Consider the following 22,186-nt stretch of genomic DNA (forward strand, 5'->3'; position numbering starts at 1 on the left):
GCAAATCTCAATGGATTATTTACGCAGACGCACGCTTTCAACGGCGTGATTTCCACCCTTAGTCATGATCAGGCTAGCGCGTTCACGGGTCGGAAGGATGTTCTGTGTTAAGTTCAATCCATTGATTTCTTTCCATAGATTTGTCGCTATTTCAACAGCTTCTGATTCTGGTAACTGAGAGTAGTGATGGAAGTATGAGTCTGGATTGGAAAATGCACCTTGGCGGAATTTCAAGAATCGATTGATATACCAGCCTTGTAGTAAATCTTCTGGCGCATCTACATAAATTGAGAAATCTACGAAGTCAGACACGAAAACACGGTGTGGATCGTGTGGATAATCCATGCCGCTTTGCAGAACATTCAATCCTTCTAAAATAAGTATATCCGGCTGCTCAATGACCTTGCAGCTGTCCGGAATAATATCGTAGATCAAATGAGAATATTGCGGAGCGGTGACTCGTGGAGCTCCAGATTTAATCTCAGAAACAAAGCGCACGAGATTTTGAATATCGTACGATTGTGGGAATCCTTTTTTCTTCATCAAACCGCGTTCTTGCAGCACTTTATTAGGATGCAGGAAACCATCGGTTGTCAGTAGTTCAACTTTACGGTGCTCTGGCCAACGGCTCAATAGCGCCTGTAATACGCGAGCCGTAGTACTTTTCCCAACGGCTACGCTACCGGCAATCCCAATGATATAAGGGATGCGCGGGCCATTAGTGCCTAAAAACTGTTCGAGAACGGCTTGGCGGCGAACGTTTGAGCTGAAATAGAAATTAAGTAGGCGAGAAAGTGGCAGATAGATTTGAGCAACTTCTTCTAACGAAAGATCTTCGTTAATACCCTTTAGATTAGCAATTTGTTCTTCCGTCAGCGTTAATGGAACGGAGTTACGCAGTGCAGCCCATTGTTGGCGACTAAACTGTAGATACGGTGTCGCCAAAGATTGATCTTTCTTCATATGCCCAATTCTGCCTGTTAGCGCGGGTCGGGAACGGCGACAGACGCCAACTCCAGATGGATAACGAGCTGCACATTATAATCAGCTTCGTTATTGTCGCAGTGTTTTTTTTTAAAACTTTGACTCAATCTACGTAATGGTTGTAATGCAATCAAGAGATGAGAGGAATGTAAGAAAGGAAAAAAGCGGAGGCTAAAAATAAATGTGCCACCGCTAGGAGAACTTAGCTGGCTTTTGCCGGTTGGGCAACGGCGAAGAGGCGTTTGTAGTAGATAGCAGTAGGGTGATATTGACCGTCGGGGGTGCAGGCATAGTCAGGGATCTCCCCCATGCATCGATAACCTTCGGTTCGATAGAACGCTTCAGCTGCCGATCCCGCTTGAGTATCTAAATAGAGTAAGCCTCGATGTGCCTGCATAGCTGACTTTTCAAGCGTGACAATCAGCTGGTGCGCAACCCCTAAGCGGCGTGCGCTGCTGTGGACCATGAGTTTTTGAATTTCAGCCCGGTTGCGACCATTAGGCTTCTGGCAAAGAGAAAGCTGCACTGTACCAATCACACGATGCTCATCACGGGCTATCCACAATAACAGCTCTCCTTTGGCAATCAGGGGCCGCAGGCTATGGAAGTAGCATTCAGCGTCATAATGATCAATCTGCGTGTCATACCCTAAAGAGGCACCGTTAGCGACCGCATCCGTTAGAAGCAGAGCAAGTTCGCTGCGGTATACTGGCAAAGTAGCATCGTTAATCAGCACAATCTTCATAGATGATTCCTCCAAACGTTTCATGACTTGGTATAAGCAAAGAGCAGGCCAAGACGCAGATCTGCTCATTACGTGGGGGAGTCAGCCTGATAAGTGTAGCTTTTGCTTTGCATTGGTGCAGAAGCCATAAAATGAATGCACCAGAAAAGTGTGACTGTGATCAAAACCTTTGTTTTTGATCACGCTGCCGTGGCTGTGAAACACGAGATGTTGAATGATGCGAAGCGGCCTGCAGGGACTAAAATCTTGCTATTTAATGAGCAATTGAACTGTCTAAAAGACGTTTTTGACTGTTTTCTGACCGAAGGTGCGCAAAGTTGAATTTTTTTGTTGCATAGAGCACGAACACTACCTAGAATGCGACCCACTTGATGCCGGCTTAGCTCAGTTGGTAGAGCAACTGACTTGTAATCAGTAGGTCACCAGTTCGATTCCGGTAGCCGGCACCATCAAGTAAAAGCAACACCAAGTGGTGGGGTTCCCGAGCGGCCAAAGGGAGCAGACTGTAAATCTGCCGTCTCAGACTTCGAAGGTTCGAATCCTTCCCCCACCACCATTTATTCGCCTTAGAGATAGGGCCTGAGGTGTGGTTTAATCCTACATCTCAAAATGTATCAGTGAAGATCTCACTTCATCGATACAAAACTCTACAGAACAATCAGGTAGCCGAGTTCTAGGATGCGGGCATCGTATAATGGCTATTACCTCAGCCTTCCAAGCTGATGATGCGGGTTCGATTCCCGCTGCCCGCTCCAAGTATTGCTGATATGGCTCAGTTGGTAGAGCGCACCCTTGGTAAGGGTGAGGTCCCCAGTTCGACTCTGGGTATCAGCACCACTTCTTTTCTCCTCCTCTGATTTCATTCTGTAAAATATTCAGCTAGTGCATACAAATCATTTGCTTGGTTGATGTGGTGATATCACCGATTTATCCGTGTCTTAGAGGGACAATCGATGTCTAAAGAAAAGTTTGAACGTACAAAACCGCACGTTAACGTCGGTACTATCGGCCACGTTGACCATGGTAAAACAACGCTGACCGCTGCAATCACTACCGTTCTGGCTAAAACCTACGGTGGTTCTGCACGTGCATTCGACCAGATCGATAACGCGCCAGAAGAAAAAGCTCGTGGTATCACCATCAACACTTCTCACGTTGAATATGACACCCCGTCACGTCACTACGCGCACGTTGACTGCCCAGGGCATGCTGACTACGTTAAAAACATGATCACCGGTGCTGCACAGATGGACGGCGCTATCCTGGTTGTTGCTGCGACTGACGGCCCTATGCCTCAGACTCGTGAGCACATCCTGCTGGGTCGTCAGGTTGGCGTTCCTTTCATCATCGTATTCCTGAACAAATGCGACATGGTTGATGATGAAGAGCTGCTGGAACTGGTAGAAATGGAAGTTCGTGAACTTCTGTCTCAGTACGACTTCCCAGGTGATGATACTCCAATCATCCGTGGTTCTGCTCTGAAAGCGCTGGAAGGCGAAGCTGAGTGGGAAGCTAAGATCGTAGAACTGGCTGAAACTCTGGATTCTTACATCCCAGAACCAGAACGTGCTATCGACAAGCCATTCCTGCTGCCAATCGAAGACGTATTCTCTATCTCTGGCCGTGGTACTGTTGTTACCGGTCGTGTAGAGCGCGGTATCGTTAAAGTTGGTGAAGAAGTTGAGATCGTTGGTATCAAAGATACCGTTAAATCAACTTGTACCGGCGTTGAAATGTTCCGTAAACTGCTGGACGAAGGTCGTGCAGGCGAGAACGTTGGTGTTCTGCTGCGTGGTATCAAGCGTGAAGACATCGAACGTGGTCAGGTTCTGGCTAAACCAGGTACCATCAAGCCACACACCAAGTTCGAGTCAGAAGTTTATATTCTGAGCAAAGATGAAGGCGGCCGTCATACTCCGTTCTTCAAAGGCTACCGTCCACAGTTCTACTTCCGTACAACTGACGTGACCGGTACCATCGAACTGCCAGAAGGCGTAGAAATGGTAATGCCAGGTGATAACATTCAGATGATTGTTAACCTGATCCACCCAATCGCAATGGATGATGGTCTGCGTTTCGCAATCCGCGAAGGTGGCCGTACCGTTGGTGCAGGTGTTGTTGCTAAAGTCATCGAATAAGATTTGACGCGACACGCGATAAAAGGGCATCATTTGATGCCCTTTTTCTACGCTAGTGATACTAGAACCTATCTCATCAGTAGTTTTAGCGTCATAATTACAGGTGAGATGGGCTCTGATAGTACGGCGTATCGTGCCGAATAGCGGATCATTTATCTGATCTCGCTCTTTCTTTGAAGAGGTAACCGCGCTTATCGCGTTTGTTTCTTGTAAGATACCCATTCGGTTTGGTTTGCCTCGCGTTGCGGGGCGAAGTTGTTTTTCACAATCTAGTGACAGGTTGGTTTATGAGTGCGAATACCGATGCTCAAGGGAGCGGGCGCGGCCTACAAGCGCTAAAATGGCTGGTTGTCGCCGTGCTGCTGATCGTGGCCATCGTAGGTAACTTCCTTTACCGTGATGTGAGTCTGCCACTGCGCGCGATGGCTGTAGTCGTGATTATCGCAATTGCTGGTGCCGTAGCATTATTGACAACTCAAGGTAAGGCTACCGTGGCATTTGCCCGTGAAGCGCGTACCGAAATGCGCAAGGTCATCTGGCCAACGCGTCAGGAAACGTTGCACACAACATTGATCGTGGCTGCGGTCACCGCCGTCATGTCACTGATTCTGTGGGGACTGGATGGTATTCTGGTCCGTTTAGTTTCGTTTATTACTGGCCTGAGGTTCTAAGATGTCTGAAGCCCCTAAAAAGCGTTGGTACGTCGTTCAGGCGTTTTCCGGTTTTGAAGGCCGTGTAGCCCAATCGCTGCGCGAGCACATTAAACTGCACAACATGGAAGAGTTGTTCGGTGAAGTCATGGTTCCGACAGAAGAAGTTGTCGAAATCCGTGGCGGGCAACGTCGCAAAAGCGAACGTAAATTTTTCCCTGGTTACGTGTTAGTTCAGATGGTAATGGAAGATGCCAGCTGGCACTTAGTGCGTAGCGTGCCGCGTGTGATGGGCTTCATCGGCGGAACTTCTGATCGTCCAGCGCCAATCAGTGACAAAGAAGTTGATGCTATCATGAACCGTCTGCAGCAGGTTGGTGATAAGCCTCGTCCGAAAACTCTGTTCGAGCCAGGCGAAATGGTTCGCGTCAGCGATGGTCCATTTGCCGACTTTAACGGTGTGGTTGAAGAAGTTGACTACGAAAAAAGCCGCCTGAAAGTTTCTGTTTCTATCTTTGGTCGTGCGACCCCAGTAGAGCTAGACTTTAGCCAGGTAGAAAAAGGCTGATAAAAAATTAAGCGATCGCTATGATTGCTGATTGCCAGAGGCGCGAAATTGAACTACAATTTCGCGCCTTTTGTTTTTATGCGCACCACATTTTCGGATGTATCGCGTGTAAACGTTTTGCAAATAACGGGGAGCCTTTTTGAGGCGTTATCACCCAATCGAGGATATTTACCATGGCCAAGAAAGTACAAGCCTACGTTAAGCTGCAAGTTGCAGCCGGTATGGCAAACCCAAGTCCGCCAGTTGGTCCAGCTCTGGGTCAGCAAGGCGTTAACATCATGGAATTCTGTAAGGCGTTCAATGCTAAGACTGACAGCATTGAAAAAGGTCTGCCGATCCCTGTTGTTATTACCGTTTATTCTGACCGTTCTTTCACCTTCGTTACCAAAACGCCTCCAGCAGCAGTACTGCTGAAGAAAGCAGCTGGTATCAAGTCTGGTTCTGGCAAGCCGAACAAAGACAAAGTAGGTAAAGTAACGAGTGCTCAGGTTCGTGAAATCGCAGAAACCAAAGCTGCGGACATGACTGGTTCTGACGTTGAAGCGATGATTCGCTCCATCGAAGGTACTGCTCGTTCCATGGGCCTGGTAGTGGAGGACTAAGAAATGGCTAAGCTGACCAAGCGCATGCGCGTGATCCGTGACAAAGTTGATGTTACTAAACAATATGACATCACCGAAGCCGTTGCTCTGTTAAAAGAGCTGGCCACTGCTAAATTCGTTGAAAGCGTTGACGTTGCTGTCAACCTTGGCATCGATGCTCGTAAATCTGACCAAAACGTACGTGGTGCTACCGTTCTGCCACACGGCACCGGTCGTTCAGTACGCGTTGCTGTATTTGCTCAGGGTGCGAACGCTGAAGCTGCTAAAGCTGCAGGCGCAGAACTGGTAGGTATGGAAGATCTGGCTGACCAGATCAAAAAAGGCGAAATGAACTTCGACGTTGTTATCGCATCTCCAGATGCAATGCGCGTTGTTGGCCAGTTGGGTCAGGTTCTGGGTCCACGTGGCCTGATGCCAAACCCTAAAGTTGGTACTGTAACTCCTAACGTTGCTGAAGCAGTTAAGAATGCTAAAGCAGGTCAGGTTCGTTATCGTAACGACAAAAACGGCATCATTCACAGCACCATCGGCAAAGTTGATTTCGACTCTAACCAGTTGAAAGAAAACTTGGAAGCTCTGCTGGTTGCTCTGAAGAAAGCTAAACCTGCGACTGCTAAAGGCGTTTTCATCAAGAAAATCAGCCTGTCCACCACCATGGGTGCTGGCGTAGCAATCGAACAGGGTAGCCTGACCGCAGTAGCTAACTAATTCTCTCAGAGAATAGCTAATTGCGTTTTCGCTTTACGCGGGCGCGAGATTTGTATAAAATCTGACGCCCGCGCATTCTTTAATGAATATAAAGCGAACGAATTTTCGGTTGGAGTCTGGCCTTATCCAGACCTCCGTCCAAGACCGCAGGTGCATCGAAAGATGCTTAATCGTCCTGCGTAGACGGTGACAGAACCTAAAAAATCTTTTGATTACTGGATTCTGCTCACCGTATTTAACGCCTAGACCGTTTTCGGTTTTAGGTGATGTGAGTTCCGGGGAATCCTCCCCGGCCAAAATCCAGGAGCTAAAGCTAATGGCATTAAATCTTCAAGACAAACAAGCGATTGTTGCTGAAGTCATCGAAGTAGCCAAAGGCGCGCACTCTGCTGTTATTGCTGACTCTCGTGGCGTAACAGTAGATAAGATGACTGAACTGCGTAAAGCAGGTCGTGAAGCTGGCGTTTACATGCGTGTTGTTCGCAACACCTTGATGCGTCGCATCGTTGAAGGCACTCCATTCGAATGCCTGAAAGACACGTTTGTTGGTCCAACCTTAGTTGCATTTTCTATGGAACACCCGGGCGCAGCTGCTCGTCTGTTCAAAGATTTCGCGAAAGCGAATGCAAAATTTGAGGTTAAAGCTGCAGCCTTTGAAGGTGAGTTGATTCCAGCGGCTCAGATCGACCGCCTGGCAACTCTGCCAACTTACGAAGAAGCAATCGCACGCCTGATGGCAGCCATGAAAGAAGCCTCTGCAGGCAAATTGGTTCGCACTCTCGCTGCTCTGCGCGATCAGAAAGAAGCTGCTTAATCAGCCTTTCTTTTCTAACGCGTTTGCTTACGTATAATCTATTTCTGAATTTTAGGAACAATTTTTATGTCTATCTCTAAAGACGATATCTTGAATGCAGTTTCCGAAATGTCTGTAATGGACGTTGTTGAACTGATCTCCATGATGGAAGAGAAGTTCGGTGTTTCTGCTGCTGCAGCTGTAGCTGTTGCTGCGGGTCCAGCTGAAGCTGCTGAAGAAAAAACTGAATTTGACGTTATTCTGAAAGCTGTTGGCGCTAACAAAGTTGCAGTGATCAAAGCTGTACGTGGCGCAACTGGTCTGGGCTTGAAAGAAGCTAAAGATCTGGTTGAATCTGCACCAGCTACACTGAAAGAAGGCGTTAGCAAAGATGACGCTGAAGGCCTGAAAAAATCTCTGGAAGAAGCTGGCGCTGAAGTTGAAGTTAAATAAGCCAACTCTTTTGGTAGCAGCCTAAGCAATTAGGCTGATGGCTGGTGACTTTTTGGTCACCAGCCTTTTTGCGCTGTAAAGGATGCTCGTGGTATTTCACACTGTTTGGCCACTAGTATTCCCTCAATACTTGTTTCTATCTTCGACTTAATATATTGCGGCTTTCCACTTTGGGAGTTCCGAAGTAAAGCGTAACGAAATGGTTTAAGAGTGATAGAAACAAGTATTGCGAAAGGTGTTTCTGCCTTTCGGTCACAAAATGGTGTTGCATGAACTGTCCTACTAGGACGGACAGAGTGGGTCACTGATCAGCGAGCTGAGGAACCCTATGGTTTACTCCTATACCGAGAAAAAACGTATTCGTAAGGATTTTGGTAAGCGTCCACAAGTTTTGGACATACCTTATCTCCTTTCTATCCAGCTTGACTCGTTCCAGAAATTTATCGAGCAAGATCCGGAAGGGCAGCACGGTCTGGAAGCAGCATTCCGTTCCGTATTCCCAATCCAGAGTTACAGTGGTAATTCCGAGCTGCAGTATGTCAGCTATCGTCTCGGTGAGCCGGTATTCGATGTTAAAGAATGCCAGATCCGTGGCGTAACTTACTCCGCTCCGCTGCGCGTTAAACTGCGTCTGGTGATTTACGAGCGTGAGGCGCCGGAAGGCACCGTTAAAGACATCAAAGAACAAGAAGTCTACATGGGTGAAATTCCACTCATGACTGATAACGGTACCTTCGTTATCAACGGTACTGAGCGCGTAATCGTATCTCAGTTACACCGTAGCCCAGGCGTGTTCTTTGACAGCGATAAGGGTAAAACCCATTCATCGGGTAAAGTGCTGTATAACGCACGTATCATCCCTTACCGTGGTTCATGGTTAGATTTCGAATTCGATCCGAAAGACAACCTGTTTGTGCGTATTGACCGTCGCCGTAAATTACCTGCGACCATTATTCTGCGCGCATTGAACTTTACGACTGAACAGATCCTTGACCTGTTCTTCGACAAAGTTGTCTTCGAGATTCGTGACAATAAACTGCAGATGGAGTTAGTTCCAGAACGTCTGCGTGGCGAAACTGCGTCCTTCGATATCGAAGCTGACGGCAAGGTCTATGTTGAAAAAGGCCGCCGTATTACCGCACGCCACATTCGCCAATTGGAAAAAGACGGCATTACGCTGATCGAAGTTCCAGTTGAGTACATTGCTGGTAAAGTCGTCGCTAAAGATTTCATCGACGAAAATACCGGTGAGCTGATCTGTGCAGCCAACATGGAGCTGTCACTGGATCTGCTGGCTAAGCTGAGCCAAGCGGGTTACAAGCGTATCGAAACGCTGTTCACCAATGACTTGGATCACGGTGCTTATATTTCTGAGACCATTCGCGTCGATCCAACTAGCGACCGCTTAAGCGCGCTGGTTGAAATCTATCGCATGATGCGTCCTGGTGAGCCACCAACACGCGAAGCAGCTGAAAACCTGTTCGAGAACCTGTTCTTCTCCGAAGACCGCTATGATCTGTCTGCGGTTGGTCGTATGAAGTTCAACCGTTCTCTGCTGCGTGAAGAGATTGAAGGCTCCGGTATCCTGAGCAAAGACGACATCATTGAAGTGATGCGTAAACTCATCGATATCCGTAACGGTAAAGGCGAAGTGGACGATATCGACCACTTGGGTAACCGTCGTATCCGTTCCGTGGGCGAAATGGCTGAGAACCAGTTCCGTGTGGGTCTGGTACGTGTTGAGCGTGCAGTTAAAGAGCGTCTGTCTCTGGGCGACCTCGATATGCTGATGCCTCAGGACATGATCAACGCCAAGCCAATTTCTGCAGCCGTTAAAGAGTTCTTTGGTTCCAGCCAGCTGTCTCAGTTCATGGACCAAAACAACCCGCTGTCAGAAATTACGCATAAGCGTCGTATCTCCGCGTTGGGCCCAGGTGGTTTGACTCGTGAGCGCGCAGGCTTTGAAGTTCGAGACGTTCATCCGACTCACTACGGTCGTGTATGTCCAATCGAAACGCCTGAAGGTCCAAACATCGGTCTGATCAACTCCCTGTCTGTTTATGCACAGACTAACGAATACGGCTTCTTGGAAACTCCATACCGCCGCGTTCGTGATGGAATTGTAACTGATGAGATTCATTACCTGTCTGCTATTGAAGAAGGCAACTACGTCATCGCTCAGGCGAACTCCAACTTGGACGACGAAGGCCGCTTTGTAGAAGATCTGGTTACTTGCCGTAGCAAAGGCGAATCAAGCTTGTTCAGCCGCGATCAGGTTGACTACATGGACGTTTCCACCCAGCAGGTGGTTTCTGTCGGTGCTTCCCTGATCCCGTTCTTGGAACACGATGACGCCAACCGTGCATTGATGGGTGCGAACATGCAACGTCAGGCCGTTCCAACTCTGCGTGCTGATAAGCCGCTGGTTGGTACTGGTATGGAACGTGCTGTAGCCGTTGACTCCGGTGTTACCGCTGTTGCTAAACGTGGTGGTGTGATCCAGTACGTGGATGCTTCTCGTATCGTTATCAAAGTTAACGAAGATGAGATGTACCCGGGCGAAGCAGGCATTGATATTTATAACCTGACCAAATACACCCGTTCTAACCAGAACACCTGCATCAGCCAGATGCCGTGTGTCAATCTGGGCGAACCAATTGAACGTGGCGACGTGCTGGCTGACGGCCCGTCTACCGATCTGGGTGAATTGGCTCTGGGTCAGAACATGCGCGTGGCATTCATGCCATGGAACGGTTACAACTTCGAAGACTCCATCTTGGTGTCTGAGCGTGTTGTACAGGAAGATCGCTTTACTTCTATCCACATCCAGGAACTGGCTTGTGTGTCTCGTGACACCAAACTGGGGCCTGAAGAGATCACCGCTGACATCCCTAACGTGGGTGAAGCTGCGCTCTCTAAACTGGATGAATCCGGTATCGTTTATATCGGTGCAGAAGTGAAAGGTGGTGACATTCTGGTTGGTAAAGTAACGCCTAAAGGCGAAACTCAGCTGACTCCAGAAGAGAAACTACTGCGCGCTATCTTCGGTGAGAAAGCATCTGATGTTAAAGATTCTTCTCTGCGCGTTCCAAACAGCGTTTCTGGTACCGTTATCGACGTACAGGTCTTTACTCGCGACGGCGTAGAAAAAGACAAACGTGCGCTTGAAATCGAAGAGATGCAGCTGAAGCAGGCTAAGAAAGACCTGACTGAAGAACTGCAGATCTTGGAAGCTGGCTTGTTTGCCCGTATCCATGACGTGCTGGTATCTGGTGGTGTTGAAGCTGAGAAATTGGCTAAGCTGCCACGCGACCGCTGGTTAGAACTGGGTCTGGCTGATGAAGCTAAACAGAACCAGCTCGAGCAGTTGGCTGAGCAGTACGACGAACTGAAATCTGATTTCGAGAAGAAACTGGATGCTAAGCGTCGTAAGATCACTCAGGGCGACGATCTGGCTCCAGGCGTACTGAAAATTGTTAAGGTTTATCTGGCTGTTAAACGTCAGATCCAGCCTGGTGACAAGATGGCAGGCCGCCACGGTAACAAGGGTGTTATCTCTAAGATCAACCCGATCGAAGATATGCCTTACGATGAAAACGGTACTCCGGTTGACATCGTACTGAACCCGCTGGGCGTACCATCACGTATGAACATCGGTCAGATCCTGGAAACCCACTTGGGTATGGCTGCAAAAGGTATTGGTGAGAAAATTAACGCCATGCTGAAGCAGCAGCAGGAAGTGACCAAACTTCGTGAGTTCATTCAGAAAGCCTACGATCTGGGCGATAACACGCGTCAGACCGTTGATCTGAACACCTTTACCGATGACGAAGTTATGCGTCTGGCTGAGAACCTGAAAAAAGGTCTGCCAATCGCAACACCAGTCTTCGATGGTGCGAAAGAGAAAGAAATCAAAGAGCTTCTGACATTAGGTGGCATTCCTACCTCTGGTCAGATCACGCTGTTTGATGGCCGTACCGGCGAGCAGTTTGAGCGTCAGGTTACTGTCGGCTACATGTATATGCTGAAACTGAACCACTTGGTTGATGACAAAATGCATGCGCGTTCTACCGGTTCTTACAGCTTAGTTACTCAGCAGCCGCTGGGTGGTAAAGCTCAGTTCGGTGGTCAGCGCTTCGGTGAGATGGAAGTATGGGCACTGGAAGCGTATGGCGCTGCCTACACGCTGCAGGAAATGCTGACCGTCAAGTCCGACGATGTAAACGGCCGTACCAAGATGTACAAAAACATCGTGGATGGCGACCACCGTATGGAACCAGGCATGCCGGAATCCTTCAACGTATTGTTGAAAGAAATCCGCTCGCTCGGTATTAACATTGAGCTGGAAGACGAGTAATTCGTTCATTCGAATTGCAAGTAACACCAGCCGCTAGGCGCCCTGTGAAAGCAGGGCGCTTAGTCAGTGGTTGCACTGGTCACAGGGGCATTTGGGTGGTATCCGAGTGCCCAACAGGTCTAACTCCGACAGGAGCCAATCCGTGAAAGACTTACTGAAGTTTCTGAAAGCTCAAACTAAGACCGAAGAGTTTGACGCGATCAAAATTGCTCTGGCCTCGCCAGACATGATCCGTTCTTGGTCTTTCGGCGAAGTTAAGAAGCCGGAAACCATTAACTACCGTACGTTCAAACCAGAACGTGACGGCCTTTTCTGCGCCCGTATCTTTGGGCCGGTAAAAGATTACGAATGCCTGTGCGGTAAGTACAAGCGTTTAAAACACCGCGGTGTTATCTGCGAAAAATGTGGTGTTGAAGTTACTCAGACTAAAGTACGTCGTGAGCGTATGGGCCATATCGAACTGGCTTCTCCGACTGCACACATCTGGTTCCTGAAATCACTGCCATCCCGTATCGGCTTGCTGTTAGATATGCCGCTGCGTGATATTGAACGCGTTCTGTATTTTGAGTCTTATGTCGTTGTTGAAGGCGGCATGACCAATCTGGAGCGTCGTCAGATCCTGACTGAAGAGCAGTATCTGGACGCTCTGGAAGAGTTCGGTGACGAATTCGACGCGAAGATGGGTGCTGAAGCTATCCAAGGTCTGTTGAAAAACATGGATCTGGAAGCGGAATGCGAACAGCTGCGCGAAGAGTTGAACGAAACCAACTCCGAAACCAAACGTAAAAAACTGACTAAGCGCATCAAGCTGCTGGAAGCGTTCGTTCAGTCTGGTAACAAACCAGAGTGGATGATCCTGACAGTTCTGCCGGTTCTGCCGCCAGATCTGCGCCCATTGGTACCGCTGGACGGTGGTCGTTTCGCAACTTCTGACCTGAACGATCTGTATCGTCGCGTCATTAACCGTAACAACCGTCTGAAACGTCTGCTGGATCTGGCTGCGCCGGACATCATCGTACGCAACGAAAAACGTATGCTTCAGGAAGCGGTTGACGCCCTGTTGGATAACGGTCGTCGCGGCCGTGCGATCACCGGTTCAAACAAACGTCCTCTGAAATCTTTGGCCGATATGATCAAAGGTAAGCAGGGTCGTTTCCGTCAGAACCTGTTGGGTAAACGTGTTGACTACTCCGGTCGTTCTGTAATCACCGTAGGTCCATACCTGCGTCTGCATCAGTGCGGTCTGCCTAAAAAAATGGCGTTGGAGCTGTTCAAGCCGTTCATCTACGGCAAGCTGGAACTGCGTGGTCTTGCTACCACCATTAAAGCTGCGAAGAAAATGGTTGAGCGCGAAGAAGCTGTCGTTTGGGATATCCTAGACGAAGTTATCCGCGAACACCCAGTGATGCTGAACCGTGCACCAACACTGCACCGTTTGGGTATCCAGGCATTTGAACCGTTACTGATCGAAGGTAAAGCTATTCAGCTTCACCCGCTGGTTTGTGCGGCATATAACGCCGACTTCGATGGTGACCAGATGGCTGTTCACGTACCGTTGACGCTGGAAGCCCAGCTGGAAGCGCGTGCGTTGATGATGTCTACCAACAACATCCTGTCACCTGCGAACGGCGAGCCAATCATCGTTCCTTCTCAGGACGTTGTATTGGGTCTGTATTACATGACTCGTGACTGTGTTAACGCTAAAGGCGAAGGCATGGTTCTGAGTGGCCCTAAAGAAGCAGAGCGTATTTATCGCGCTGGTCTGGCTTCTCTGCATGCTCGCGTTAAAGTGCGTATTACGCAAACCGAGAAAAATGCAGAAGGCGAATGGGTAACAAGTACCGGTTTGATCGACACCACCGTTGGTCGTGCGATTCTGTGGATGATTGTGCCTCAGGGCCTGCCATACAGCATCGTTAACCAGCCGCTGGGTAAAAAAGCGATCTCCAAGATGCTGAACACTTGTTACCGCATTCTGGGCTTGAAACCGACCGTTATCTTTGCTGACCAAATCATGTACACCGGTTTTGCCTACGCTGCGCGTTCAGGTGCTTCCGTTGGTATCGATGATATGGTTATTCCAGAGAAGAAAGTGGAAATCATTTCTGAAGCCGAAGCAGAAGTTGCTGAGATTCAGGAACAGTTCCAGTCTGGTCTGGTTACCGCGGGCGAACGTTACAACAAAGTCATCGATATTTGGGCTGCGGCCAACGAACGTGTTGCTAAAGCGATGATGGAAAACCTGTCTACCGAGCTGGTTATTAACAGCAAGGGTGAGGAAGAGCGTCAGGTTTCCTTCAACAGTATCTTTATGATGGCCGACTCCGGTGCTCGTGGCTCTGCTGCGCAGATTCGTCAGCTGGCCGGTATGCGTGGTCTGATGGCTAAGCCAGATGGCTCCATCATCGAAACGCCAATCACCGCGAACTTCCGTGAAGGTCTGAACGTACTCCAGTACTTCATCTCTACTCACGGTGCTCGTAAAGGCTTGGCGGATACCGCACTGAAAACTGCGAACTCCGGTTACCTGACTCGTCGTCTGGTAGACGTAGCGCAAGACTTGGTCGTTATCGAAGATGACTGTGGTACCCACAACGGCATCGTGATGACTCCGGTTATCGAAGGTGGTGACGTTAAAGAGCCACTGCGCGATCGCGTATTGGGTCGTGTAACGGCTGAAGAAGTTCTGAAGCCAGGCACCGCAGATATTCTGGTTCCACGTAACACCCTGCTGAATGAAAAATGGTGTGATCTGTTAGAAGAACACTCCGTTGACATCATCAAGGTTCGTTCCGTTGTTAGCTGTGAAACCGACTTCGGTGTGTGTGCACACTGCTACGGTCGTGACTTGGCTCGTGGCCACATCATCAACAAGGGTGAGGCAATCGGGGTTATCGCGGCACAGTCCATCGGTGAACCTGGTACACAGCTGACGATGCGTACGTTCCACATCGGTGGTGCGGCATCTCGTGCGGCAGCAGAGTCCAGCATTCAGGTGAAAAACAAAGGTCATCTGAAACTGAACAACGCTAAGTTCGTTCTGAATAGCGATAAGAAGCTGGTTATTACCTCTCGTAATACCGAGCTGAAACTGATCGACGAATTCGGCCGTACTAAAGAAAGCTATAAAGTGCCTTACGGCTCTGTTATGGCTAAAGGTGATGGCGCTGAAGTCAACGGCGGCGAAACTGTAGCTAACTGGGACCCGCATACCATGCCGGTTGTTTCAGAAGTTAGCGGTTTCATCCGTTTCACTGACATCATCGATACTCAGACCATTACCCGCCAGACCGACGAACTGACCGGTTTGTCTTCTCTGGTTGTTCTGGATTCTGCAGAGCGTACCGGCAGCGGTAAAGATCTGCGTCCAGCACTGAAAATCGTTGACGCTAAAGGCGACGATGTATTGATCCCAGGCACCGATATGGCTGCTCAATACTTCCTGCCAGGTAAAGCGATCGTTCAGTTGGAAGATGGTACTCAGATCCATGCGGGTGACACCTTGGCGCGTATTCCTCAGGAATCCGGCGGTACCAAGGATATTACCGGTGGTCTGCCACGCGTTGCTGACCTGTTCGAAGCACGTCGTCCGAAAGAACCTGCGATCTTGGCAGAAATTACGGGTGTCATTTCCTTCGGTAAAGAAACCAAAGGTAAACGTCGTCTGGTAATTACTCCGCTGGATGGTAGCGAACCGTACGAAGAGATGATTCCGAAATGGCGTCAGCTGAACGTGTTCGAAGGCGAACGTGTAGAACGCGGTGACGTGGTTTCCGATGGTCCAGAATCTCCGCATGACATTCTGCGTCTGCGTGGCGTTCATGCTGTGACTCGTTACATCACCAACGAAGTGCAGGACGTTTACCGTCTGCAAGGCGTTAAGATTAACGATAAACACATCGAAGTCATCGTGCGTCAGATGCTGCGTAAAGCAACCATCGATAGCGCTGGTAGCTCTGAGTTCCTGGAAGGCGAACAGGTTGAGTTCTCTCGCGTTAAAATCGCGAACCGTGAGTTGGAAGCGAACGGCAAGATTGCGGCAACATTCAGCCGTGACCTGCTGGGTATCACCAAAGCTTCCCTGGCGACTGAGTCCTTCATCTCTGCGGCTTCGTTCCAGGAAACGACTCGCGTTCTGACCGAAGCTGCCGTTGCTGGTAAGCGTGATGAACTGCGCGGCCTGAAAGAAAACGTAATCGTGGGTCGTCTGATCCCAGCTGGTACTGGTTACGCTTATCATCAGGATCGTGCTCGCCGTAAAGCTCAGGGCGAAGCTCCTGTTGCTCCACAGGTGAGTGCGGAAGAAGCAACTGCTAACTTGGCAGAGTTGCTGAACGCAAGCATGCGTGGCGACGACGAGTAATCGTTGATTCGTGCCTAATAAAAACCGCTCCTTCGGGAGCGGTTTTTTTATGTCTGAAATTTAGAAAGTATCTTTAGAAGAGGCAGGCTAACCGAGCTTCGGAGACCCGGCTAGCCTGTTTTGGTCAGCAGAGCTTAGAGGGATGAATCAGCTCTGACTAATGCTTAAGCTGCATCAGTGGATGTACTTTATGCTGCCTAATTTCTATTTCTACCCGATAGTTTTTGAACTGGAATGCACGCTATTGATAAACACCTTTTGTTGCAGCGTTGCCATTAAACCTGCGGTGCTCTTCCCAAATATCCATCCCAGTCTTTCCACACCGGCTGTAGCCCTGATGAAACCAACGATGCTGCAACCTGCGTAGGGGTTCGTCCGTCGTGAGGTGTGAACTGCTCGAGTTCTGGATGATTATCTGCATAGCCTCCAGGCTGGGTTTTTGAAAATGCGCTGACGTTATTGATGGCGAGTGGCACGACGTTATCCCTGAATTCAGGAGATTCACGCGTAGAAAGGGATAGCTCAATCTCGGGGGCAAAAATACGAAATGCGCAGATGGTTTGCACCAGCTGAGCTTCATCCATAATTGATGCCGGTTCAATGCCGCCGGTACACGGGCGTAAACGCGGAAACGAAATAGAGTATCGGCTCTGCCAATAGGTTTGTTGGAGCCACGTTAAATGCTCCGCGACCATAAAACAGTCGGTTCGCCAATTATCCGATAGCCCAATGAGTGCACCTATCCCGATTTTGTCGATCCCCGCTTTGCCTAAACGATCGGGAGTTTCAAGTCGCCAAAAGAAATCCTGCTTATTTCCTTTTAAGTGATGTTGAGCGTAGACCGAGGGATGATAGGTTTCTTGATAGACCATCACGCCGTCTAACCCTAGCGTTTTGAGCTCTGCATATTCTTCCTGTGCCAATGGCTGAACTTCCATCATTAGCGAACTGAAATGACGCCGGATTTTAGGTAAATGTTGGCGGAAATAATCCATCCCGACTTTTGCCTGATGCTCGCCGGTGACTAGCAAAAGACTGTCAAATCCCATAGAGCGAATGGCTTCACATTCACGTTCTATCTCAGCTTCATTCAGCGTTTTGCGCTTAAGGCGGTTACTCATGGAGAAGCCGCAATAGGTGCAATCGTTAGCGCACAGATTTGAGAGATAAAGGGGAACATAAAACCCTACCGTGTTGCCGAAGCGTTGGCGTGTAAGCTGCTGTGCTTTGTGCGCCATCGGTTCGAGATAGCGAGCTGCTGCCGGTGATAGCAGAGCTAACATATCTTCACGATCGGGCCGTACGGCCATTAATGCACGTTCAACATCGGTATTCGTTTTGCCGTTGATTCTTAGCCCGATATCATCCCAGTTCAGCTGTTGCCAGCGTTGTGTGAAGGTTTCCACAATCTAAACCTCCAGTTTCGATGAATGCAAAAACCCGGTCAGTGGGCTGGTGGCGTTGGCATGATGGCTTGGAGAACCCAAACCGCTTTGGTAAGCAATCCTGCCAGCCTCAACGGCGAGCCTAAAAGCTTTTGCCATCGCCACGGGATCACGAGCAACAGCGATAGCGGTGTTAACCAAAACGGCGTCTGCGCCCAGTTCCATCGCTGCGCTGGCATGGCTGGGGGCGCCAATCCCAGCATCGACAATCACTGGGATCTTCGTTTGCTCAATGATGATTTGCAGAAATTCTCGGGTAATAATTCCTTGATTAGAACCAATAGGTGCACCAAGTGGCATGACGGCGGCACAGCCGACTTCCTCTAAACGCTTGCACAAAACAGGATCGGCACCGCAATACGGTAGAACGACAAAACCTGCCTTCACTAATATTTCTGCTGCTTTGAGGGTTTCTATTGGGTCTGGTAGCAAATAGCGAACGTCGGGATGAATTTCAAGTTTCACCCAGTGAGTCCCTAGCGCCTCGCGAGCCAGCTTAGCCGCAAATACGGCCTCTTCGGCAGTTTTGGCTCCAGAAGTATTGGGCAGCAGGTTGGCATTAAGTTTGCGAAGCGGAGCAAGAATGGCGTCGTTGCCACTTTTAAGATCAACGCGTTTCATAGCCATCGTAATGAGCTGAGAGCCAGACTCATTCAGCGCTGCGAGCATTTTTTCCGCTGAAGAAAACTTTCCGGTTCCGGTAAAAAGGCGTGAAGAAAACGTTTTATCTGCAATCTGTAACATCTCAACCTCCAGCAATAGCTTGGAACACCACAACGTCATCTCCTTCGGCAAGCTGCTGTGTTGCCCAGTGCTCGCGGGGGAGAATCGTTTGATTAAGCGCCAGCGCGGTACCTTGCTGGTGTCGGCCTAGTTGTATCAGTAAATCCTCGATGCTGGTGGGAGTATCGAGCGCTATTTTTTCATCGTTGACGGTGATCTTCATAGGCTATGTGCTCCGCATACTGGGCAGGCAGGAGCGCGTTTCAGGCCAAACGTACGCCAGCTTTGCTGACGCCCATCGAAAAGCCGCAGTTTTCCCGCTAAAGCAGAAGGCATACCGGCGAGCATCTTGATGGCTTCTAGTGCTTGGAGTGTACCGATCACGCCAACAACTGGGCCAAGTACGCCAGCATTACGGCAATTGCGCTGTGGCTCCACGTCATCTGGCCATAGGCATCGATAACAGCCCTGTGCAAACGGCGGTTCAATGACCATGAGTTGTCCGCCAAATCCCACGGCACTGCCGCTGATCAACGGCTTATTTTGGGACACGCAGGTGGAATTTACCGCCTGACGCGTAGGCATGTTGTCGCTACAGTCGAGGATTAAATCAACTTGTGCCACAGCCTCCCGAAGAACATCACCGGCTAAGCGTTCAGATAGGGTGATGAACTCCACCTGAGGATTCAGATCCTGTAGGCGTTGCTTTGCTGTTTCCGCTTTAGAATGATCTAGATCGCGGGTGGTATATAGGATCTGGCGCTGGAGATTGCTGATATGCAGACGATCGTCGTCAGCGAGAAGGATCTTGCCGACGCCTGCGGCCGCCAAGTACATGGCGGCCGGAGCGCCTAATCCACCCAATCCAACAATTAAGACGCTAGCCTTGCTGAGATTTTCCTGCCCCTGAGAGCCAATTTCTTCGAGCAGCAGCTGGCGGCTATAGCGCATAAAATCGTGATCGCTAAGCATCGTTGGCTCTCCGATTCTCAATAAGCTGTAGCAAAGTATCAGTAGCTGCCAGCCAGTCCGGTGCCTGCGTAATGGCGCTGACTACGGCAACGCTGCCCACGCCACATTCCAGCACTGCCGGAACGCGATTGATGCTGATCCCGCCGATAGCGACGGTGGAATAATCAGGAATACGGGCAACCTGCCGTTTAAGATCGATAAGTCCTTGCGGTTCAGAAGGCATCACTTTGGTTTGGGTGGGAAATATGTGCCCTAATGCGATATAGGAAGGGCGATAAGACAGAGCACGATCCATTTCGGCATCGTCATGTGTGGAGAGTCCTAAACGAAGCTGCGCGTCGCTGATTGCTTGAAGATCGGCGATATCCAGATCTTCTTGGCCTAGGTGGACGCCGTAAGCACGATGTTTAATGGCGAGTTGCCAATAATCATTAATAAATAAACGTGCCTGATAGTGTCGGCCTAAGGCAATGGCGTGAGCGATATCAGATTCTACCGCTTGTTCAGGTTGATCTTTAATTCGTAACTGGATCGTGCGTACGCCAGCTTTGAGCAGGCGCTCAATCCATTCAACGCTATCGACGACGGGATAAAGACCAAGGCGCTGTTCGGTAGTTGGGAAGGATAATTGAGTCATTAGCTTTTCTCCGTTTGTAGATTGCTGGCGGTGTGATAGATCTCGCTACCTTTCGCACGAAAGGCTTCAGACATCTGTGCCATACCCACTTCAACCGGTTGAGCTAATCCCTCCTGTTTTGCAGCATAGTCACGCACTTCCTGAGAGATCTTCATTGAGCAGAATTTTGGCCCACACATTGAGCAGAAATGTGCCACTTTGCCTGATTCTTGCGGCAGCGTTTCGTCGTGATAGGCTCTTGCCGTATGAGGATCTAACGCCAGATTGAACTGGTCTTCCCAGCGGAATTCAAAGCGGGCTTTTGACATGGCATTATCGCGGATCTGAGCGCCCGGATGCCCTTTGGCAAGATCGGCGGCATGCGCTGCGATCTTGTAAGTGATGAGACCTTGTTTGACGTCTTCTTTGTTGGGTAATCCCAAATGCTCTTTCGGGGTGACATAGCAGAGCATGGCACAACCGAACCAGCCAATCATGGCGGCGCCGATCCCAGAGGTGAAATGGTCATAACCCGGAGCAATATCCGTTGTCAGTGGCCCCAGCGTATAAAAAGGGGCTTCGTGGCAGTGCTCTAGCTCTTCGGTCATGTTGCGGCGGATCATCTGCATTGGCACATGCCCTGGACCTTCGATCATGACTTGAACATCATATTCCCACGCAATTTTGGTGAGTTCGCCGAGCGTATGGAGTTCTGCAAATTGAGCTTCGTCGTTAGCATCTTGAATCGAACCCGGACGCAGTCCATCGCCCAATGATAGCGCCACATCATAGGCTGCGCAGATTTGGCAAATTTCACGGAAGCGCTCGAAGAGGAAGTTTTCTTTATGATGCGAAAGGCACCATTTGGCCATGATGGAGCCGCCACGAGAGACGATCCCGGTAAGGCGTTTGGCCGTCATTGGTACGTAGCGTAACAGCACACCGGCGTGAATGGTAAAATAGTCAACGCCTTGTTCTGCCTGTTCTAGCAGCGTATCGCGAAAGATTTCCCAGTTGAGGTTTTCGGCAATTCCGTTCACTTTTTCTAATGCTTGATAGATCGGAACGGTGCCGATTGGCACTGGGCTGTTGCGTAAAATCCATTCGCGAGTCTCATGAATATAGCGGCCAGTGGACAGGTCCATAACGGTATCAGCGCCCCAACGGGTTGACCAAACTAGCTTTTCTACTTCTTCTTCAATCGAAGAGGTCACGGCGGAGTTACCGATATTCGCATTCACCTTCACCAAGAAATTACGGCCAATTATCATGGGTTCTGATTCGGGATGATTGATATTAGAAGGGATAATGGCGCGTCCGGCGGCAACTTCGCTGCGGACAAATTCGGCCGTGATATCTTCTGGCAGCAGCGCGCCAAAATTTTGCCCAGGATGTTGCTGACGCAGCACGTCGCCACGAATACGTTCGCGGCCCATGTTTTCACGGATAGCGATGAATTCCATTTCTGGCGTGACGATCCCCTGACGTGCGTAATGAAGCTGCGTTACACACTTGCCTGTTTTCGCACGACGTGGCTGCGGCAGATTGTCGAAGCGTAAATGATCGAGTCCGTCATCGGCTAAGCGTTGTTGGGTATAGGCGGAGCTCAGCTGATTTAGTAGCTCGGTATCAGCTCGCTCGGCAATCCATTGGTGACGAAGCGGCTTTAGGCCATTGCGCACGTCTAAATCGGCATTGGGATCGCCGTAAGGGCCCGCTGTATCGTAAACCGGAATCGGCTCGTTGGGCTCATACTGTGGGTTATCTTTGCTGCCACCGAGCAGCGTTGGGCTAAGCTGGATCTCGCGCATCGGCACGCGAATATCCTCACGCGAGCCGGTTAGGTAGATGCGTTGGGAGTTAGGATAGGCTTCACCGCGAAGATGATCGATAAAAGCCTGAGCCTGTGCGCGCTGTTCACGGCGAGAAAGCGGGGCTTGGGTGGTTTCTTTTTTATTCATAGACATAGCAAATTCCTACCAGTGTTCTGGTTTAACAATGATTAAAAATCAAGTTGGAGAATTGCTTGTCTGGAGCTCGGAGGGAGTAATAGATAGCAGGCACCCCAT

17 protein-coding genes and 4 tRNA genes are annotated in these 22,186 nt (G+C 49.6%); 13 read left to right on the forward strand and 8 right to left on the reverse strand.

Annotated features, from left to right (window positions below):
- Positions 1 to 15: 15 nt before the first annotated feature.
- Both coaA and AB3Y96_RS01310 read right to left on the reverse strand, forming a co-directional pair.
- Positions 16 to 963 (reverse strand): type I pantothenate kinase, encoded by a 948-nt coding sequence (coaA, locus tag AB3Y96_RS01305; RefSeq protein WP_025802684.1) that lies wholly within the window; start codon positions 961 to 963, stop codon positions 16 to 18.
- A gap of 223 nt (positions 964 to 1,186) precedes the next feature.
- Positions 1,187 to 1,729 (reverse strand): GNAT family N-acetyltransferase, encoded by a 543-nt coding sequence (locus tag AB3Y96_RS01310; protein WP_367298320.1) that lies wholly within the window; start codon positions 1,727 to 1,729, stop codon positions 1,187 to 1,189.
- A gap of 373 nt (positions 1,730 to 2,102) precedes the next feature.
- On the opposite strand from AB3Y96_RS01310, the gene AB3Y96_RS01315 reads away from it, so the two are divergent.
- From AB3Y96_RS01315 to rpoC, 13 genes are all read left to right on the forward strand, one after another.
- A tRNA-Thr gene (locus tag AB3Y96_RS01315) sits at positions 2,103 to 2,178 on the forward strand.
- Positions 2,179 to 2,200: 22 nt separating this feature from the next.
- Positions 2,201 to 2,285, forward strand: a tRNA-Tyr gene (locus AB3Y96_RS01320).
- A gap of 124 nt (positions 2,286 to 2,409) precedes the next feature.
- Positions 2,410 to 2,484 (forward strand) — tRNA-Gly (locus tag AB3Y96_RS01325).
- 6 nt (positions 2,485 to 2,490) lie between these two features.
- Positions 2,491 to 2,566: transfer RNA gene (locus AB3Y96_RS01330), tRNA-Thr, on the forward strand.
- Between the two features lie 116 nt (positions 2,567 to 2,682).
- Positions 2,683 to 3,867, forward strand: coding sequence for an elongation factor Tu (gene tuf, locus AB3Y96_RS01335; RefSeq protein ID WP_367298321.1), 1,185 nt, complete (start codon positions 2,683 to 2,685; stop codon positions 3,865 to 3,867).
- Positions 3,868 to 4,154: 287 nt separating this feature from the next.
- Positions 4,155 to 4,538, forward strand: coding sequence for a preprotein translocase subunit SecE (secE, locus tag AB3Y96_RS01340; protein WP_025802775.1), 384 nt, complete (start codon positions 4,155 to 4,157; stop codon positions 4,536 to 4,538).
- 1 nt (position 4,539) lies between these two features.
- The gene (gene nusG / locus AB3Y96_RS01345; protein WP_025802777.1) at positions 4,540 to 5,085 is read left to right on the forward strand and encodes a transcription termination/antitermination protein NusG; all 546 of its coding nucleotides are present in this window, start codon (positions 4,540 to 4,542) and stop codon (positions 5,083 to 5,085) included.
- Positions 5,086 to 5,258: 173 nt separating this feature from the next.
- Positions 5,259 to 5,687: a 50S ribosomal protein L11 gene (rplK, locus tag AB3Y96_RS01350; protein ID WP_004089458.1), complete on the forward strand. Its 429-nt coding sequence runs from the start codon at positions 5,259 to 5,261 to the stop codon at positions 5,685 to 5,687.
- A gap of 3 nt (positions 5,688 to 5,690) precedes the next feature.
- Positions 5,691 to 6,395 (forward strand): 50S ribosomal protein L1, encoded by a 705-nt coding sequence (gene rplA / locus AB3Y96_RS01355; RefSeq protein ID WP_025802781.1) that lies wholly within the window; start codon positions 5,691 to 5,693, stop codon positions 6,393 to 6,395.
- A gap of 316 nt (positions 6,396 to 6,711) precedes the next feature.
- On the forward strand, positions 6,712 to 7,209 hold the full coding sequence (gene rplJ / locus AB3Y96_RS01360) for a 50S ribosomal protein L10 (protein WP_025802783.1): 498 nt from the start codon (positions 6,712 to 6,714) through the stop codon (positions 7,207 to 7,209).
- A 66-nt stretch (positions 7,210 to 7,275) separates the two neighbouring features.
- Entirely contained in the window at positions 7,276 to 7,641 is a 366-nt protein-coding gene (gene rplL / locus AB3Y96_RS01365; protein ID WP_025802785.1) for a 50S ribosomal protein L7/L12, read from the forward strand.
- Between the two features lie 328 nt (positions 7,642 to 7,969).
- Positions 7,970 to 11,998, forward strand: a complete 4,029-nt coding sequence (gene rpoB, locus AB3Y96_RS01370; protein ID WP_072307035.1) for a DNA-directed RNA polymerase subunit beta — start codon at positions 7,970 to 7,972, stop codon at positions 11,996 to 11,998.
- Between the two features lie 142 nt (positions 11,999 to 12,140).
- Positions 12,141 to 16,361: a DNA-directed RNA polymerase subunit beta' gene (gene rpoC, locus AB3Y96_RS01375; protein ID WP_072307036.1), complete on the forward strand. Its 4,221-nt coding sequence runs from the start codon at positions 12,141 to 12,143 to the stop codon at positions 16,359 to 16,361.
- Positions 16,362 to 16,636: 275 nt separating this feature from the next.
- On the opposite strand, the gene thiH is transcribed toward rpoC, so the two are convergent.
- The 6 genes from thiH to thiC are packed head-to-tail and all read right to left on the reverse strand — an operon-like array spanning position 16,637 to position 22,084.
- Positions 16,637 to 17,767, reverse strand: a complete 1,131-nt coding sequence (gene thiH / locus AB3Y96_RS01380; protein WP_367298322.1) for a 2-iminoacetate synthase ThiH — start codon at positions 17,765 to 17,767, stop codon at positions 16,637 to 16,639.
- Positions 17,768 to 17,770: 3 nt separating this feature from the next.
- On the reverse strand, positions 17,771 to 18,550 hold the full coding sequence (locus tag AB3Y96_RS01385; RefSeq protein ID WP_072307038.1) for a thiazole synthase: 780 nt from the start codon (positions 18,548 to 18,550) through the stop codon (positions 17,771 to 17,773).
- Position 18,551: 1 nt separating this feature from the next.
- Positions 18,552 to 18,752, reverse strand: a complete 201-nt coding sequence (thiS, locus tag AB3Y96_RS01390) for a sulfur carrier protein ThiS (RefSeq protein ID WP_072307039.1) — start codon at positions 18,750 to 18,752, stop codon at positions 18,552 to 18,554.
- Positions 18,749 to 19,501, reverse strand: coding sequence for a ThiF family adenylyltransferase (locus tag AB3Y96_RS01395; protein WP_367298323.1), 753 nt, complete (start codon positions 19,499 to 19,501; stop codon positions 18,749 to 18,751). Before AB3Y96_RS01395 ends, thiS begins: the two co-directional genes overlap by 4 nt.
- Positions 19,494 to 20,138, reverse strand: coding sequence for a thiamine phosphate synthase (gene thiE, locus AB3Y96_RS01400; RefSeq protein ID WP_367298324.1), 645 nt, complete (start codon positions 20,136 to 20,138; stop codon positions 19,494 to 19,496). Before thiE ends, AB3Y96_RS01395 begins: the two co-directional genes overlap by 8 nt.
- Positions 20,138 to 22,084 carry a phosphomethylpyrimidine synthase ThiC gene (thiC, locus tag AB3Y96_RS01405; protein ID WP_367298325.1) on the reverse strand — a complete coding sequence of 649 codons (1,947 nt, stop codon included), beginning with the start codon at positions 22,082 to 22,084 and terminating at the stop codon, positions 20,138 to 20,140. The genes thiE and thiC overlap by 1 nt, the downstream gene beginning before the upstream one ends.
- Positions 22,085 to 22,186 lie beyond the last annotated feature (102 nt).

This window comes from Hafnia alvei (genome assembly GCF_964063325.1).
GTDB lineage: Bacteria > Pseudomonadota > Gammaproteobacteria > Enterobacterales > Enterobacteriaceae > Hafnia > Hafnia alvei_B.

Coding starts and splice junctions, on each gene's coding strand:
- thiS (WP_072307039.1), bottom strand. CDS start 18,752: ATGAAGATCACCGTCAACGATGAAAAAATAGCGCTCGATACTCCCACC.
- nusG (WP_025802777.1), top strand. CDS start 4,540: ATGTCTGAAGCCCCTAAAAAGCGTTGGTACGTCGTTCAGGCGTTTTCC.
- rplK (WP_004089458.1), top strand. CDS start 5,259: ATGGCCAAGAAAGTACAAGCCTACGTTAAGCTGCAAGTTGCAGCCGGT.
- coaA (WP_025802684.1), bottom strand. CDS start 963: ATGAAGAAAGATCAATCTTTGGCGACACCGTATCTACAGTTTAGTCGC.
- rplA (WP_025802781.1), top strand. CDS start 5,691: ATGGCTAAGCTGACCAAGCGCATGCGCGTGATCCGTGACAAAGTTGAT.
- secE (WP_025802775.1), top strand. CDS start 4,155: ATGAGTGCGAATACCGATGCTCAAGGGAGCGGGCGCGGCCTACAAGCG.
- rplJ (WP_025802783.1), top strand. CDS start 6,712: ATGGCATTAAATCTTCAAGACAAACAAGCGATTGTTGCTGAAGTCATC.
- AB3Y96_RS01310 (WP_367298320.1), bottom strand. CDS start 1,729: ATGAAGATTGTGCTGATTAACGATGCTACTTTGCCAGTATACCGCAGC.
- rpoB (WP_072307035.1), top strand. CDS start 7,970: ATGGTTTACTCCTATACCGAGAAAAAACGTATTCGTAAGGATTTTGGT.
- AB3Y96_RS01385 (WP_072307038.1), bottom strand. CDS start 18,550: ATGTTACAGATTGCAGATAAAACGTTTTCTTCACGCCTTTTTACCGGA.
- tuf (WP_367298321.1), top strand. CDS start 2,683: ATGTCTAAAGAAAAGTTTGAACGTACAAAACCGCACGTTAACGTCGGT.
- thiE (WP_367298324.1), bottom strand. CDS start 20,138: ATGACTCAATTATCCTTCCCAACTACCGAACAGCGCCTTGGTCTTTAT.
- thiC (WP_367298325.1), bottom strand. CDS start 22,084: ATGTCTATGAATAAAAAAGAAACCACCCAAGCCCCGCTTTCTCGCCGT.
- rplL (WP_025802785.1), top strand. CDS start 7,276: ATGTCTATCTCTAAAGACGATATCTTGAATGCAGTTTCCGAAATGTCT.
- AB3Y96_RS01395 (WP_367298323.1), bottom strand. CDS start 19,501: ATGCTTAGCGATCACGATTTTATGCGCTATAGCCGCCAGCTGCTGCTC.